General features: G+C 72.8%; 13 protein-coding genes. 2 read left to right on the top strand and 11 right to left on the bottom strand.

What is annotated here, in order from left to right:
- Positions 1–6: 6 nt before the first annotated feature.
- The 6 genes from ruvB to pdxS all read right to left on the bottom strand — a co-directional run bounded on the left by ruvB (position 7) and on the right by pdxS (position 4,799).
- On the bottom strand, positions 7–1,074 hold the full coding sequence (gene ruvB / locus ACG83_RS09540; protein WP_054566530.1) for a Holliday junction branch migration DNA helicase RuvB: 1,068 nt from the start codon (positions 1,072–1,074) through the stop codon (positions 7–9).
- 49 nt (positions 1,075–1,123) lie between these two features.
- Positions 1,124–1,816 (bottom strand): Holliday junction branch migration protein RuvA, encoded by a 693-nt coding sequence (gene ruvA, locus ACG83_RS09535; RefSeq protein WP_054566529.1) that lies wholly within the window; start codon positions 1,814–1,816, stop codon positions 1,124–1,126.
- A 37-nt stretch (positions 1,817–1,853) separates the two neighbouring features.
- Positions 1,854–2,393: a crossover junction endodeoxyribonuclease RuvC gene (ruvC, locus tag ACG83_RS09530; protein ID WP_054565787.1), complete on the bottom strand. Its 540-nt coding sequence runs from the start codon at positions 2,391–2,393 to the stop codon at positions 1,854–1,856.
- A gap of 86 nt (positions 2,394–2,479) precedes the next feature.
- Positions 2,480–3,235 carry a YebC/PmpR family DNA-binding transcriptional regulator gene (locus tag ACG83_RS09525; RefSeq protein WP_054565786.1) on the bottom strand — a complete coding sequence of 252 codons (756 nt, stop codon included), beginning with the start codon at positions 3,233–3,235 and terminating at the stop codon, positions 2,480–2,482.
- Positions 3,232–3,843, bottom strand: a complete 612-nt coding sequence (gene pdxT, locus ACG83_RS09520) for a pyridoxal 5'-phosphate synthase glutaminase subunit PdxT (protein ID WP_054565785.1) — start codon at positions 3,841–3,843, stop codon at positions 3,232–3,234. Before pdxT ends, ACG83_RS09525 begins: the two co-directional genes overlap by 4 nt.
- Positions 3,840–4,799 (bottom strand): pyridoxal 5'-phosphate synthase lyase subunit PdxS, encoded by a 960-nt coding sequence (gene pdxS / locus ACG83_RS09515; protein WP_054566528.1) that lies wholly within the window; start codon positions 4,797–4,799, stop codon positions 3,840–3,842. Before pdxS ends, pdxT begins: the two co-directional genes overlap by 4 nt.
- A gap of 683 nt (positions 4,800–5,482) precedes the next feature.
- Here pdxS and ACG83_RS47725 point away from each other — a divergent pair.
- Entirely contained in the window at positions 5,483–6,295 is an 813-nt protein-coding gene (locus ACG83_RS47725) for a hypothetical protein (RefSeq protein WP_054565784.1), read from the top strand.
- Positions 6,296–6,348: 53 nt separating this feature from the next.
- Here ACG83_RS47725 and ACG83_RS09505 read toward each other — a convergent pair whose 3' ends face one another.
- From ACG83_RS09505 to pgsA, 4 genes are all read right to left on the bottom strand, one after another.
- Positions 6,349–6,984 (bottom strand): hypothetical protein, encoded by a 636-nt coding sequence (locus tag ACG83_RS09505; protein WP_054565783.1) that lies wholly within the window; start codon positions 6,982–6,984, stop codon positions 6,349–6,351.
- 390 nt (positions 6,985–7,374) lie between these two features.
- Positions 7,375–8,559 (bottom strand): glycosyltransferase family 4 protein, encoded by a 1,185-nt coding sequence (locus ACG83_RS09500; protein WP_054565782.1) that lies wholly within the window; start codon positions 8,557–8,559, stop codon positions 7,375–7,377.
- Positions 8,560–8,572: 13 nt separating this feature from the next.
- Positions 8,573–9,436, bottom strand: coding sequence for a phosphatidylinositol mannoside acyltransferase (locus ACG83_RS09495; protein ID WP_054565781.1), 864 nt, complete (start codon positions 9,434–9,436; stop codon positions 8,573–8,575).
- Positions 9,437–9,523: 87 nt separating this feature from the next.
- Positions 9,524–10,336 (bottom strand): phosphatidylinositol phosphate synthase, encoded by an 813-nt coding sequence (gene pgsA / locus ACG83_RS09490; protein WP_054565780.1) that lies wholly within the window; start codon positions 10,334–10,336, stop codon positions 9,524–9,526.
- A gap of 200 nt (positions 10,337–10,536) precedes the next feature.
- On the opposite strand from pgsA, the gene ACG83_RS09485 reads away from it, so the two are divergent.
- Positions 10,537–12,969, top strand: coding sequence for an elongation factor G-like protein EF-G2 (locus ACG83_RS09485; protein WP_369812878.1), 2,433 nt, complete (start codon positions 10,537–10,539; stop codon positions 12,967–12,969).
- Between the two features lie 40 nt (positions 12,970–13,009).
- On the opposite strand, the gene ACG83_RS09480 is transcribed toward ACG83_RS09485, so the two are convergent.
- Complete coding sequence (locus ACG83_RS09480) at positions 13,010–13,576, bottom strand: HIT domain-containing protein (protein ID WP_054565778.1); 567 nt, start codon at positions 13,574–13,576, stop codon at positions 13,010–13,012.
- Positions 13,577–13,885 lie beyond the last annotated feature (309 nt).

Below are 13,885 nucleotides of genomic sequence, written 5' to 3'. Positions count from 1 at the left end.
GTCCGTTCAGGCCTGCGGCGAGTCGTCGCCGGAGAGCGCCATGGACGCCTGTGACCTGCCAAGACCATCAGCGAGCGGTTCCAGCCCGAGATGGGTGAACGCCGCCGGGGTGGCGACCCGGCCCCGTGCCGTACGCACCAGCAGGCCGGCTCGCAGGAGAAACGGCTCGGACACGTCCTCGACGGTCTCCGCCTCCTCACCCACCGACACCGCGAGCGTGCCGAGGCCGACCGGACCCCCGCCGAAACGGCGCACGAGCGCGTCCAGCACCGCCCGGTCCAGCCGGTCCAGGCCAAGCCCGTCGACGTCGTAGATCCGCAGCGCCGCCTGGGCGACCTCCCGGGAGACGACACCGTCGGCCCGGACCTCGGCGTAGTCGCGGACCCGGCGCAGCAGCCGGTTGGCGATGCGGGGCGTGCCACGGGAACGGCCGGCGACCTCAGCCGCGCCATCGTCGGTCAGCCTGACGCCCAGCAGCCGGGCCGACCGGGCGAGGACCAGGGCCAGCTCGTCGGCCCCGTAGAAGTCCATGTGGGCGGTGAAGCCGAACCGGTCCCGTAGCGGCCCGGTGAGCAGGCCCGACCGGGTCGTGGCGCCGACCAGGGTGAACGGGGCGAGGTCCAGCGGGATCGCCGTCGCGCCCGGGCCCTTGCCGAGGACGACGTCGACCCGGAAATCCTCCATCGCCGCGTAGAGGAGCTCCTCCGCCGGGCGGGCGATGCGATGGATCTCGTCGAGGAACAGCACCTCACCCGGTGTCAGCGCGGTGAGGATCGCGACCAGGTCACCGGCCCGCTCGATCGCCGGCCCGCTGGTCATCCGCAGCGGGACTCCCAGCTCCTCGGCGATGATCATGGCGAGGCTCGTCTTGCCCAGCCCCGGCGGACCCGAGAGCAGCACATGGTCCGGTGGCCGCCCACGGCCCTGGGCCCCCTCCAGCATGATGGAGAGCTGCTCACGCACCTTCCGCTGACCGACGAACTCGCTCAGCGTCCGCGGGCGCAGACCCGCCTCGAACGCCCTCTCCTCAGGTGTCGCCGCGGCGGAGACCAGGCCGCCGTCGTCCGCCGTCATGACGCCCCCCGGACAGCCCACGCCGCTGCCCGCGCCCGGACCGATGCCCTCATCGCGGCCGCAGGATCGCGAGGCTCGCACGCAGCAGCGCGGCCGGGTCCACCGCGTCGCCCGCGTCGCCCGCGTCGCCCATGACGCCCATGACGCCCATGCCACCTGCGCCACCTGCGCCCGCGCCCGCCGCGGCGCCCGCGGCGACGACGGCGTCCTGGGCCTCCCGCGCCGAGTAGCCAAGCCCGACCAGAGCGTCGCGAACCTGCTCGGCGGGGCCGCCAAGCCGAAGCTCGGCGACGGCGGCGGCTGCCGCCACCGCGCCGCGTGGCGCCGGAACCGGCGCGCTGGGCGGACCGATCTTGTCCCGCAGGTCGAGGACGATGCGCTGGGCACCCTTGCGGCCGATCCCGGGAACCTTGGTGAGCGCGGCCAGGTCCTCCGCCGCGACCGCCCGGCGCACCGCGTCCGGACTGTGCACGCCCAGCACGGCCTGGGCGAGCCTGGGCCCCACCCCGGCGGCACCCTGCAGGGTCTCGAAGACATCCCGCTCGTCGGCATCGGCGAAGCCGTAGAGCGTCAGCTCGGTCTCTCGGACGACCAGGGTCGTCGACAGCTTCGCGCGCTCACCGACCCGCAGCCCGGCCAGCGTCGCGGGCGTGCACCACACGAGGATCCCGACACCACCGACGTCCACCACCGCGGAGGTGGGCGAGAGCGCCTCGACGGTTCCGCTGATCGACGCGATCACGCCGCCGGTCCCGTCGGCGAGGTCGGAGCCGTCGCCGTCATGCCCGGCTGCCCCGCGGGTCCGCCACCCGGGCGCGAGGGTCCGCGGCGCGCATGCGGGCCAGCGCCGGGCCACGCCACAGATGACACAGCGCGAGCGCCAGCGCGTCCGCGGCATCGGCCGGCTTCGGCGCCTCCGCCAGATCAAGAAGCCTGGTCACCATGAACCCCACCTGTGCCTTGTCGGCCCGCCCGCTGCCGGTCACCGCGGCCTTGACCTCGCTGGGCGTGTAGAGGCCGATCGGCAGCCCACGGCGGGCTGCCGCCACGATCGCGACGGCGCCGGCCTGGGCGGTACCCATCACCGTGCGCACGTTCGCCTGGCTGAACACCTTCTCCACGGCCACCGCGTCCGGGCGCAGCCGGTCCAGCCACTCCTCCACGCCTTCGGAGACGGCCCGCAGCCGCTGTGCCACCTCGTCGGACGCCGGCGTACGCACCACACCGACGTCGACCAGACTGGCCCGTCGGCCCGGGCCACCGTCGACCACACCAATGCCACAGCGGGTCAGCCCAGGATCGACCCCGAGAACACGCAACGAGCCCTCCCGGCCACGTCCACGAACATCCGTTCGATCCTAGTGGCCGGGGCAACCCGGGACATCCGCGACACGCCGCGACCGGCTCAGCTCGACACAAGCTCCATGACGTCGTCCGAGATGTCCGCGTTGAACCAGACGTTCTGGACGTCGTCGAGGTCCTCCAGCGCTTCGACCAGCTTGAGGACCTTCCGGGCCGGCTCCTCGTCGAGTGACACGCTCACCGAGGGCAGCCAGGAGATGTCCGCCGAGGCGACCGCGAGGTCGGCATCACCCGCCGCCACCCGGACCGCGTGCAGGTCCGTCGCCTCGGAGACGACCTCGAACGCCTCGCCGACGTCGTTGACCTCCTCCGCGCCCGCGTCGAGCACGGCCAGCAGGACGTCGTCCTCGGTCAGCTCGGCCGTCTTGTCGATCAGCACGACGCCCTTGCGGTTGAACAGGTACGACACCGAGCCCGGGTCGGCCGGTGTGCCACCGTTGCGGGTGATCGCCACCCGGACGTCGGACGCGGCCCGGTTGCGGTTGTCGGTGAGGCACTCGACGAGCACGGCGACCCCGTTCGGCCCGTAGGCCTCGTAGGTGACCGACTCGTAGTTCGCCCCGCCGGCGAGCTCACCGGAGCCGCGCTTGATCGCCCGGTCGATGTTGTCGTTCGGCACCGACTGTGACTTCGCCTTGGCGATGGCGTCGGCGAGCGTCGGGTTGCCCGCCGGATCCCCACCGCCCGTCTTCGCCGCCACCTCGACGGTCTTGACCAGCTTGGCGAACAGCTTCCCGCGGCGGGCGTCGACGACCGCCTTCTTGTGCTTGGTGGTCGCCCACTTGGAGTGACCGCTCATGACCTGCCCCTCTTGAGCCCGAGCTCGGATCGCACGATCTGGACGAACAGCCGGTGCACCCGGATGTCCCCCGTCAGTTCAGGGTGGAACGACGTGGCCAGCAGGCACCCCTGCCGGACGGCGACCGGGCGGTCGCCCACCCGGGCCAGCACATCCACACCGTCCCCTGCCTTTTCTACCCAGGGCGCCCTGATGAAGACAGCATGCACCTGCGGCCCGTCGACGCCTGCGACCGTCAGGTCCGTCTCGAAGGACTCCACCTGACGACCGAAGGCGTTGCGCCGCACGACCACATCAAGACCACCGATCAGTGGCTGATCCGGCCGACCATCGATCACGTCCCGGGCAAGCAGGATCATGCCAGCGCACGAACCGAAGACCGGCAGGCCCCCGGCCACGGCGGCCCGCAGCGGTTCGAGCAGCTCGAACACCCGCAGTAGCCGCCCGATCGTAGTGGACTCGCCACCGGGCAGGACCAGCCCGTCGAGCGACTCCAACTCGGCGGCCCGCCGGACCTCGCAGGCCTCGGCGCCAGCCCCGGCGAGAGCGCGCGCGTGCTCCCGCACGTCGCCCTGCAACGCCAGGACACCGATCCGCGGGAGGCTCACCAGCCGCGGTCGGCGAAGCGCGCCTGCGGCGGGAGCTCACCGACGTTGATGCCGACCATCGCCTCACCCAGACCACGCGACACCTTGGCCAGCACTCCGGGGTCGTTGTACATCGTCGTGGCCTCGACGATCGCCCGCGCGCGCCGGGCCGGGTCACCGGACTTGAAGATGCCCGAACCGACGAAGACGCCGTCCGCACCCAGCTGCATCATCAGCGCGGCGTCCGCCGGGGTGGCGATCCCACCGGCGGTGAACAGCACGACCGGCAGGTGACCGAGCCGGGCGACCTCGGTGACCAGCTCCACCGGAGCCCGCAGCTCCTTCGCCGCGGCGTAGAGCTCCTCCGGGGGCAGCGCCGACAGCCGCGCGATCTCCGCCCGGATGGTGCGCATGTGCACCACCGCGTTGGAGACCTCGCCGGTGCCCGCCTCACCCTTCGAGCGGATCATCGCGGCGCCCTCCGAGATCCGCCGCAGCGCCTCCCCCAGGTTCGTGGCACCGCAGACGAAGGGAACCGTGAAAGCCCACTTGTCGATGTGGTGGTGCGGGTCGGCCGGGGTCAGCACCTCGGACTCGTCCACGTAGTCGACGCCCAGCGACTGGATGATCTGCGCCTCGACGAAGTGCCCGATCCGGGCCTTGGCCATCACCGGGATGGAGACCGCCTCGATGATCCCGGCGATCATGTCAGGATCACTCATCCGTGCGACGCCGCCCTGCGCACGGATGTCGGCCGGCACCCGCTCCAGCGCCATCACCGCGACGGCGCCCGCGTCCTCGGCGATCCGGGCCTGCTCGGGAGTGACGACGTCCATGATGACGCCGCCCTTGAGCATCTCCGCCATGCCACGCTTGACCCTGGCGGTGCCGGCGTGCCTCTCCCCGCCGCCCGGCCTGCCGGGGCCGGTCGGCGAGGTGCCCGCGGCTGGGGCGGTGGTGGTCGGGCCGTCGGACATCATGTGGTGTCTCTTTCGAATAGTGCGGACACGGGTTCTCCGGACGGCGCCCGCGACGATGCCGACCGGCAGGTGACCGCCGGATGGATCCGGCGCCCCTGATCCGGCGACGACCGACCACGGCCGGTGCCCCCGAGGAACCCTCGGCTACGGGCGGACCACCGATGACGTCAGGACCGCGCACAGCGGTGCGGGACCGGACGAACGGATCGGCCGGCCGAGCACCGGGCCGCGCAGGGAGCTGACTCTCCGGCGGTCGTTCCGGGCTGGACGGACCCGCACATGGCGGGCCCGCACGTAATGGCTGCGAAACCATCGTACGGCCGGACCGTGCCGGTCCTACCCGGTCGCCGGCATCGGCGAGATCGACAGCGGCGGTGGCGGTGGCGGTCGCCACATCGCCCACCAGATCGGATCTCGGGTCTTGGGGACAAATCGTTTTTCGACGGACTTCGGAGTATCCTGCCCTGCTGCGACGAGGAGCACCCGGGAGAAACATGACAAACCCCTACGGCCCGCCGCCCCCAGAGCCATGGCCCGGGCCAGGCCCCGCACCCCGGGGCCCCGGGGCTCCCGGTGGATTCGGCGCTCCCCCCGGCGGACCGCCCGGCTGGCCGGCACCGGCGGCACCGGCGGCGCCGACGCCCACGGGTGGCGCCCCACAGCCCGGCGCCAACTGGCCCGTGGGCAGCACCGCACAGCCCGGCCCCGGCTGGCCCGCGCATGCCGGCCCACCGCCGGGCAGCGGCTGGCCGCAGCCCGCAGGCGGCTACCCGAACGCCGGCTGGCCCGGCGCCGGAGCACCCGGGCCGCGCTGCCGCGTCTGCGGCGCCGCGCCGGCCGCGCAGACGACGATCCGCGAGCACCAGGGATTCTTCGTCCTGATGCGGTTCCGATCCGAACCCGGCCCCTTCTGCCGGGACTGCGGAACCTCCAGGCTGCGCGCGATGAGCGCGCGGACCCTGTGGCAGGGCTGGTGGGGCATCGCCTCCCTGCTGATCACGCCGGTGGTCCTGATGATGAACCTCGGCGCGAACCTGAAGATCAAGAAACTTCCTCCCCCGGGCCCCGCCTACGGCCCGCGGCCGCGGCCGGAGCCGCCGTTGACCCGGCGGCCGGCCGCACTCGGGGTGCTGGTCCCGCTCGCGGCGCTGGTCCTGGTGGTCGGGGTGATCGTCGGGAGCCAGCCGGGCGCCACCCGCGTCAGCACGGGAGACTGCGTCCGCCGGGACGGTGACGGCGTCGCGGTCGTCGGCTGTGACTCACCAGACGCCCAGTTCCTCGTCCTGAGCCGCGTGTCCGGCGACTCGGATGCGCTGTGCGAGCTGATGGCGCGCTCCACGGCGACGTACACCGAGACCGGCGGGGGCTCGGACTTCGTCCTGTGCCTGGCCCCCGCTCCGGGGGCGGATTCGGGCTCCGACCAGCAGGATCAGCCCGGTCGCGGCCAAGGCGGCACCGGCGGCGGGACGGACACGGACACCCGGGACGCCTGACACCGCCCGGGGCGCGGTAGCGGACGCGGGCACGGCCGCGCGGGCGCGGCTGGTCAGGTGCCGAAGACCGCGGCTGGGCCCTCCGGGTGGGGCGGGCCGTCCCCGCGCACGGGCAGCGCGTCGTCGATCTCGAAGTAGGCCGGCAACGGCCGCCGCCCCGCCAGGTGCAGCACCCGCACGATGCGCCGCCCGGCGAGCGATCGGACGTCCCCCACCGCGTCGTTGTGGAACTGGCGGGCCAGCGCCACCCTGGCCGCCGCCGCGTCCAGGGCCGCGACGGCCTCAGGCGTCTCCCGCCCCACCGCCACGACGGCGGAGGAGCGCAACGCGCGGCTCAGCGCGTTCTCGGCATCCTCGGCGGCCGAATCCAGGCCAGCACCGGCGGACGGAGCCGCGTCCGCGGGCGGCGGAGCCGCGTCCGCGGACCGGGCCGGTGCCGAGGGCCGAGCGTCGTCGGCGAGCGCAGCGGTGTGGCCGGCTCGGGCACTCTCGGCGGCGGTGGCGAGTTCGGACAGCTCGTACCGCCGCGCGAGGGTCTGCGCGGCCTCGGCCCGTGCGAGAAGCTGCACGACCAGGCCGGACCGGGCCGCGTCAACCCGGCTCGCCAGGCGGTCGAGCCGGCTCGCGAGCCAGGTCAGATAGGTCGCGGCCGCGACGACAAGCACAACCACGGCCACGACGACCGTCATCGGGGGCCCCGGAGAATACCCCGGCCCCGGCCTTCGGACCGGGGAGGGATCCGGCTTCCCGCGGAGCCGGGCAGGGGGCGGTGGTTCGCTGTCAGGCGGACCACCGTTCGGGAACGCGACGTCACAGCTGGATGAGCCAACCTCAACACCGCGAACCCCTGTTCGTGTAGTTGGAATCCCCCACGTTCACTTCACGGGAGGGGAGGACGTCAACTCGCGCAGCGTAGTCAACTCCGATGGATGAACTCTCCCCGGGATCGACCACACGAAGGACACCGCGACGGATCATCTCCGCTCCGCATCCAGCCTGGCCGGAGGCACCAGCAGTCGAGTCCCCCTGCATGCGCCGAGCCACGATGCGACACCGGGGGTCGACCGTCAGCGTTGCGGTCAGCTCTCGTCCGTCGCCGCGACCGACACCGGCCGGTCCCCGGAGACCATCTCGTAGACGCTCACGATGCGTTGTGTCACGACCCGCCAGTCGTAGCTCATGACCACCGAACGACCGCGTTCGACCAGCCGCGCCCGTTCCGTGGGATCGCGGAGCAGATCGGCGAGCCCCGCCGCCAGCTCCGCCGGCTCACCGACGCCGAACAGCCGCCCGGCACGCCCGTCGTCCAGCACCCGCCGGAAGGCGTCGATATCGCTGGCCATGACCGGTGTTCCCGCCGCCATCGCCTCCAGCAGCACGATCCCGAAACTCTCCTGCCCCGTGTTGGGCGCGCAGTACACGCTCCCGGAGGCGAAGACCGCGGGCTTGTCGGCCTCGGGCACCAGGCCGATCAGGTCGACCCGATCGACCAGCGAGCGGTCGATCCGCGCGCGGACGGCGGCCGTGTCCCCCGGGCCCGCCACCAGCAGCCGGGCGTCCGGGACCCGCTCGACCAGCATCGGGAAGGCCGCCATCAGCACGTCGAGGCCCTTGCGGGGCTCGTCGATGCGCCCGAGGAAGACCACGGTCGGCGCACCCGCACCCGCACCCGTCGTGCTGTCGCCGTTGCCGTTGCCGCTGCCGGACCCGCCGTACCCGGGCAGCGGTCGGGCGCCCTCGAAGGCGCGTACCGCGACGCCGTTGGGGATGAGGATGGCACCGGTGCCCAGATGCTCCACCAGTGTGCGACGCGCCGCCTCGGACACCGCGATCCGGGCCCGCAGCTTCTCGAACGACGGCTGCAGCGCGACCTGGGCCGCGGTCAGCATGCGGGACCTGGGGTTCGACGTGTGGAACGTCGCGACCAGGGGGCCGTCCGCGAGCATGCAGGCCAGCAGGCTGATGCTGGGCGCCGTCGGCTCATGCGCGTGCAGCACGTCGAAGTCGTGCTCGCGCAGCCACCGGCGCACCCGAGCGGCCGACACCGGTCCCATGAGCAGGCGCGCGACCGAGCCGTTGTAGGGCACCGGCACCGCGCGCCCGGCGTCGACGGCGTAGGGCGGCAGGGCGGACTCGTCGTCCACCGGTGTGATCACCGAGACCTCGTGGCCGGCCTCCAGCAGCGACTCGGCCAGGTCACGCACGTGTGCCTGGACCCCGCCGGGGACGTCCCACGTGTACGGGCAGGCGAGTCCGATCTTCACAGCCGACCCTTCCTCACCGCACGGGTTCGCGCCAGATCCGCTGGAGCATGTGCCAGTCGGCCGGGTGGGCGGCGATCCCCGCGGCGAACTCGTCCGCCAGCGCCTGGGTCATGGTCTGGACGTCGGTGTGCTCGACCTCGGGATGGATCCGCGCGCTCCAGCCGTCGTCATCGAACCAGAGCGTCACCGGCAGCAGGGCCGCGCCCGTGCGCAGCGCGAGGGCGGCCGGGCCGGGCGGCATCGTCGCGGGCGCCCCGAAGAAGGTGACCTCCACGCCGGCCTCGGAGAGATCACGGTCGGCCAGCAGGCAGAGGGCCCCACCGGCGCGCAGCCGCTCGGTGAGCAGTTCCGCGGGCGGCTGCTCCCCGCCGGTCAGCGGAACGACCTCCATGCCGAGCGCAGCACGGAAACGGACAAAACGATCGAAGAGCGGCTCCGGACGCAGTCGCTCGGCGACGGTGGTGAACGGGACCCCCGTCGCGACCAGCCAGGCGCCGGCCTGCTCCCAGTTCCCCATGTGCGGCAGGGCCAGAATCATGCCCCGGCCGGTCGCATGGGCGCCGCGCAGCCTCGCCTCGTCCAGCACCCGCATCCGGCCGACGATCGAGTCCGTCGGCATGTCCTGGAGGCGGAAGACCTCCATCCAGTACCGGGCGTAGGAGCGCAGCGCGGAGCGCGTCAACGCGTCCAGATCAGTGCCGGCGGGAACGACCCGGGCCAGGTTGGCCCGCAGCCGGGTGGTCCCCCGCCCGCCGCGGCGCCATGCGAGGTCCGCGGCCCGCCGGAACAGCCAGGCCGCCAGCGCCCCGGGCAGCAACCGGACCAGCCGCCACCCCAGCACGTAGGCGAGCAGCGTCACCCGGCCAGCGAGCGTCATCGGCAGCCCGCTCCCGCGACTGGTTCCAGGCCCGCTTCCACGCCCGCCTCCGAGCCCACTCCCACCTCAGCCGAGCCCGCTCCCACCTCAGCGGCCCGGCGCGACCTGCGGGACCGGCGGCACGCCCCGCGGCGCGTTGCCGGAACCAGCCACACCGGCCCCGCCCGCCAGGTCAGGCGCACCAGTCTGGCTCACCACCGAAGAGGCCACCGAAGGACCCGCCCCGGTCTGGTCGGCCTCCGCGGCCTCCGCGGCGGCGTTCGACTCGCCGGCCGGCGGAACGAGGGTCGGCCGGCCGGAGCGGACGAACTGCCGATACACGTGGACCACACGCTGGGCCACCGTGAGCACGGTCGCGCCCACCAGGAACCACAGCGCGACCGGCAGCAGGTACGGCACGCCGAGGCCGTACAGGCCCGCGGCGACGAGCAGGATCAGCAGCCGCTCGCCTCGCTCGGCGAAGCCGACGTTGCAGGTGAAGCCGAGGCTCTCGGCGCGGGCCTTCACATAGGAGGTCACCGAGCCGGCGACCAGGCACAGCAGCGCCGCGCCGGCGAGCGGCAGCGAGTCGCCGTCGCCCGCGTACCAGATCACCAGCGAGCCGAAGATCGCGCCGTCGCCCACCCGGTCCGAGGTCGAGTCCAGGAAGGCACCCCACTTCGAGGAGATCCCGCGCGCACGGGCGATCACACCGTCGACCAGGTCGGAGAAGACGAACAGGGTGATGACGAGGGTGCCGACGAAGAAGTGCCCGAGAGTGAAGAACCCCAGCGCGCCGCCGGCGACGCCGATCGTTCCGATGATCGTGACCAGGTCGGGCGACACCGACGACCGCGCGGCCCACTGGCTCAACGGATCGAGCACCTTCTGGATCTGGGGTCGCGCATTGCTAGCGAGCATGTCCGTCCCGTCGTCTGTCGTGTACCGCCCGGGTTGGGCGGTCTCACAGTACCGCCGTCACGATCCGCTCATTTCTCATCACGATCTGGCCTGGATTTGTTGTCCCCGTCACATCGGGGGACTCTTCGGGGTACGCGTCAGCGTCATGGCCAACCTCCTCGGCCCGGGGCACCGGCAGTGACCGCCGGGCCCTCCCGGCGCTGGCCGCGAGGCGGACCACGCCGGCCTCGAACGGTGCCGGTGTGCACTCGGCCCGCCGAGCCCCGATGGGAGGCGGTATGACAACAGCGGCACACGATGTGCGGAACGTCGTTCTCGTCGGCCACACCGGCGCGGGCAAGACGACCCTGCGGCAGCACCTGTTCCAGGTGGCGGCGAACCTTGGCAGCCACGTCGATGTCACGGCGGACACCGCGGCCGGCGAGAGCCGTCCGTCCTCGCCTGGATCCAACCGGGTGCCTGGAGCGAACGGAGCAACTGGAGCGAACGGCGCCTGGCCCGGGGTGGGTGCCGCCGGAGGCGGCGCGGGCACGGCCTCCGGCGGGGAAACCGCCCAACGCAGCGTCTCGCTGGTTCTCGGCTCGCTGCGGCATCGCGGCGTGACCGTGAACCTGCTGGACACCCCGGGCTACCCGGACTTCGTCGGCGAGCTTCGGGCCGGGCTACGGGCCGCGGACGCGGCACTGTTCGTGATCAACGCGATCGAGGGGATCGACGGCTCCACCAGAATGCTCTGGGACGAATGCGCGGCCGTGGGCATGCCCCGCGCCATCGCCATCACCCGTCTGGACCATCCCCGGGCCGACTTCGATGCCATGGTGATGGCCTGCCAGGAGGCGTTCGGGACCGGGGTCCTCCCCGCTTACCTGCTGGAGGGAACCAACATCCCCGACCCGGACTACCCGGCGACCGCGGCCACCGCCGGGACCGACGGCGCGGGCGGCGCGGGCGGCGCCGGGGCGGCGCGGCGAACACCGCCCCGCCGGCTGATCGGCCTGGTGACCGGACGGCTGATCGACTACACGGCCGACGGCCGCCACGAGCACGAACACCCGGTCGAGCTCACCGGAGCCGCGGCCGACGCACGGGGCGCGCTGCTCGAGGGGGTCATCGCCGAGAGCGAGGACGAGGCGTTGCTCGACCGGTATGTCGACGGCGCCGAACTCGATCCGAAGATCCTGCTGGACGATCTGGAGACCGCGGTGGCCCGCGGCTCCTTCTACCCGGTGCTGCCGCTCATGATCCCACCGGGTCCCGAGCGGGGGGCGCACGACTTCCAGCCCGGTCTGGGGACGGTGGAGCTCCTCGACCTGTTCACCTACGCGTTCCCCGCCCCGAGCGAGCACCCGCTGCCCAGGCTCACCCGCCCGGACGGATCCCCCTGCCCACCCGCACATGCCGACCCGTCCGGGCCACTCGTCGCCGAGATCGTGCGTACCACCACCGACCCGTACATCGGCCGGATGTCGATGGTCCGGGTGTTCTCCGGCACGCTGCGCCCCGACGCGTCGGTGCACGTGTCCGGGCACGGCCGGGCCGCCGCGGGCCACCCCGACCACGAGGACCGCGAGCGGATCGGCGCCCTCTCCCAACCGATCGGGCTGTCCCTGCACTCGGTCGACGAGTGCGCCGCGGGTGGCCTCTGTGTGATCACCCGGCTGGCCACCGCGGAGACCGGGGACACTCTCTCCGACCCGGCTGACCCGCGGTACCTCCCGGCGTGGACCATGCCCGAGCCGCTGCTACCCATGGCTGTGCAGGCACAGGCTCGATCCGACGAGAGCAAGCTCTCCGCTGCGCTCGGACGCCTGGGCGCCGAAGACCCCACGCTGACCGTGCGCCATGACCCCGACACGGGCCAGCTCGTCCTGTGGTGCATGGGCGAGGCCCACGGTGACCTGGTGCTGGAACACCTGCACGACCGCTTCGGCGTCACGTTGGAGAAGGTGCCGCTGCGCCTGCCGCTGCGCGAGACCGTCCGCGCCAGCGCCGAGGGCGTCGGCCGGCTGGTCAAGCAGTCCGGCGGGCACGGCCAGTACGCGATCTGCCGGATCGTCGTGGAACCGCTGCCCGCCGGGAGCGGCATCGAGTTCGTCGACGAGGTCGTCGGCGGCGCCGTACCCCGCCAGTTCGTGCCGTCGGTCGAGAAAGGTGTGCGCGCCCAGCTGGAACGCGGGCTGGTCGCCGGATTCCCCGCCGTTGATCTGCGGGTACGGCTCGTCGACGGAAAAGCACACAGTGTCGACTCATCGGACCTGGCGTTCCAGGCGGCCGGCGGGCTGGCGGTGCGCGAGGCCGCCAACGCCGCCGGCGTGGTGCTGCTCGAACCCGTGCTGGAAATCGACGTCGACGTTCCCGACGAACACGTCGGCGCGGTGATGAACGACATCGCGACCCGCCGCGGCCGAGTCGTGGGCGTGACGTCCCAGGAGGGCGCAGGTGCCGGCACAGAACGACTCGAACGCGGTTCAGGGCGCACCATGATTCACGCCGAGGTGCCGGCGCTGGAAATGACCCGCTACGCGATCGACCTGCGCTCCGTCAGCCATGGGACCGGCGTGTTCACCCGCCGGCCCCATGGCTACGAGCGGCTTCCGGAGCAGCTCGTGGCGAAGGTGACCGGGCTGGCCTGAGCCTCGTCGCGGTGGCGCATGTGAGGCCCGTGCGCGGGCCTCACACCTGCTCTGTGCGGCTCCAGGCCGCGGCGAGCAGCTCCCGGGTCTGGCCGAGGAGCGCCGGCAGGACCCGGGTCGCCCCGACCACGGGCATGAAGTTCGTGTCGCCGCCCCACCGCGGCACCACGTGCTGGTGCACATGCGCGGCGATACCCGCACCGGCCACCGTGCCGAGGTTCATTCCGGTGTTGAAGCCGTGTGCGCCGCTGGCCACCCGCAATGCGCGCAGCGCGTGCTGCACGAAGAGTGCCATCTCCACCGTCTCGTCGTAACTCATCTCCGCGTAGTCCGCGACGTGACGATAGGGAACCACCATCAGATGGCCCGCATTGTAGGGGTAGAGGTTGAGGACGGCGTAGACCGTTTTTCCGCGGGCGACCACGAGCCCTTCTTCGTCCGTCATCGCGACGATGGCGCAGAACGGGCACTGGTCGCCGGGCGACCGCCCCTCCCCTTTTATGTACGCCATGCGATGCGGTGTGTAGAGGCGCTGAAAGGCGTCCGGATGACCGACACCCGCCTGCTCGTCCAGCGGCGCGCCGCCCGGAGCGGTGGCCGCGGTCATCGGGAGTGGCCTGCCGGGCGCGCGACCTCGAGCCGTCGCCGGCCCGCCGCTCGGACGTGAGCCAACCTCACCACGCTTGCCGCCTCCCGCACGCCCCGGGACCAGCCCCACCGACGACCGGCCATGGATTCCTCCGCTGCTTCCGTCCGGGACCACGGTACCCATCCACGAGCCGCCACCGGTTGGCGCTCGGCAGGCCGTCTCCGCACCTGGCCGGGCCCGGTAGCCGGCCGGGCGACTTCCCCCGAGGGCACGTCCGGGACAGATCCGGCCGTCGGTTCAGGACCGGCCGAAGGTCCATACCGCTAT

It is taken from the genome of Frankia sp. R43 (genome assembly GCF_001306465.1).
Taxonomy (GTDB): Bacteria; Actinomycetota; Actinomycetes; order Frankiales; family Frankiaceae; genus Parafrankia; species Parafrankia irregularis.
Note: the sequence above shows the minus strand (reverse complement) of the source record. Positions and strands in the feature narration are given on the sequence as shown.

Coding starts and splice junctions, on each gene's coding strand:
- ruvB (WP_054566530.1), bottom strand. CDS start 1,074: ATGACGGCGGACGACGGCGGCCTGGTCTCCGCCGCGGCGACACCTGAG.
- pdxS (WP_054566528.1), bottom strand. CDS start 4,799: ATGTCCGACGGCCCGACCACCACCGCCCCAGCCGCGGGCACCTCGCCG.
- pgsA (WP_054565780.1), bottom strand. CDS start 10,336: ATGCTCGCTAGCAATGCGCGACCCCAGATCCAGAAGGTGCTCGATCCG.
- ACG83_RS09495 (WP_054565781.1), bottom strand. CDS start 9,436: ATGACGCTCGCTGGCCGGGTGACGCTGCTCGCCTACGTGCTGGGGTGG.
- ACG83_RS09505 (WP_054565783.1), bottom strand. CDS start 6,984: ATGACGGTCGTCGTGGCCGTGGTTGTGCTTGTCGTCGCGGCCGCGACC.
- ACG83_RS09525 (WP_054565786.1), bottom strand. CDS start 3,235: ATGAGCGGTCACTCCAAGTGGGCGACCACCAAGCACAAGAAGGCGGTC.
- ACG83_RS09480 (WP_054565778.1), bottom strand. CDS start 13,576: ATGACCGCGGCCACCGCTCCGGGCGGCGCGCCGCTGGACGAGCAGGCG.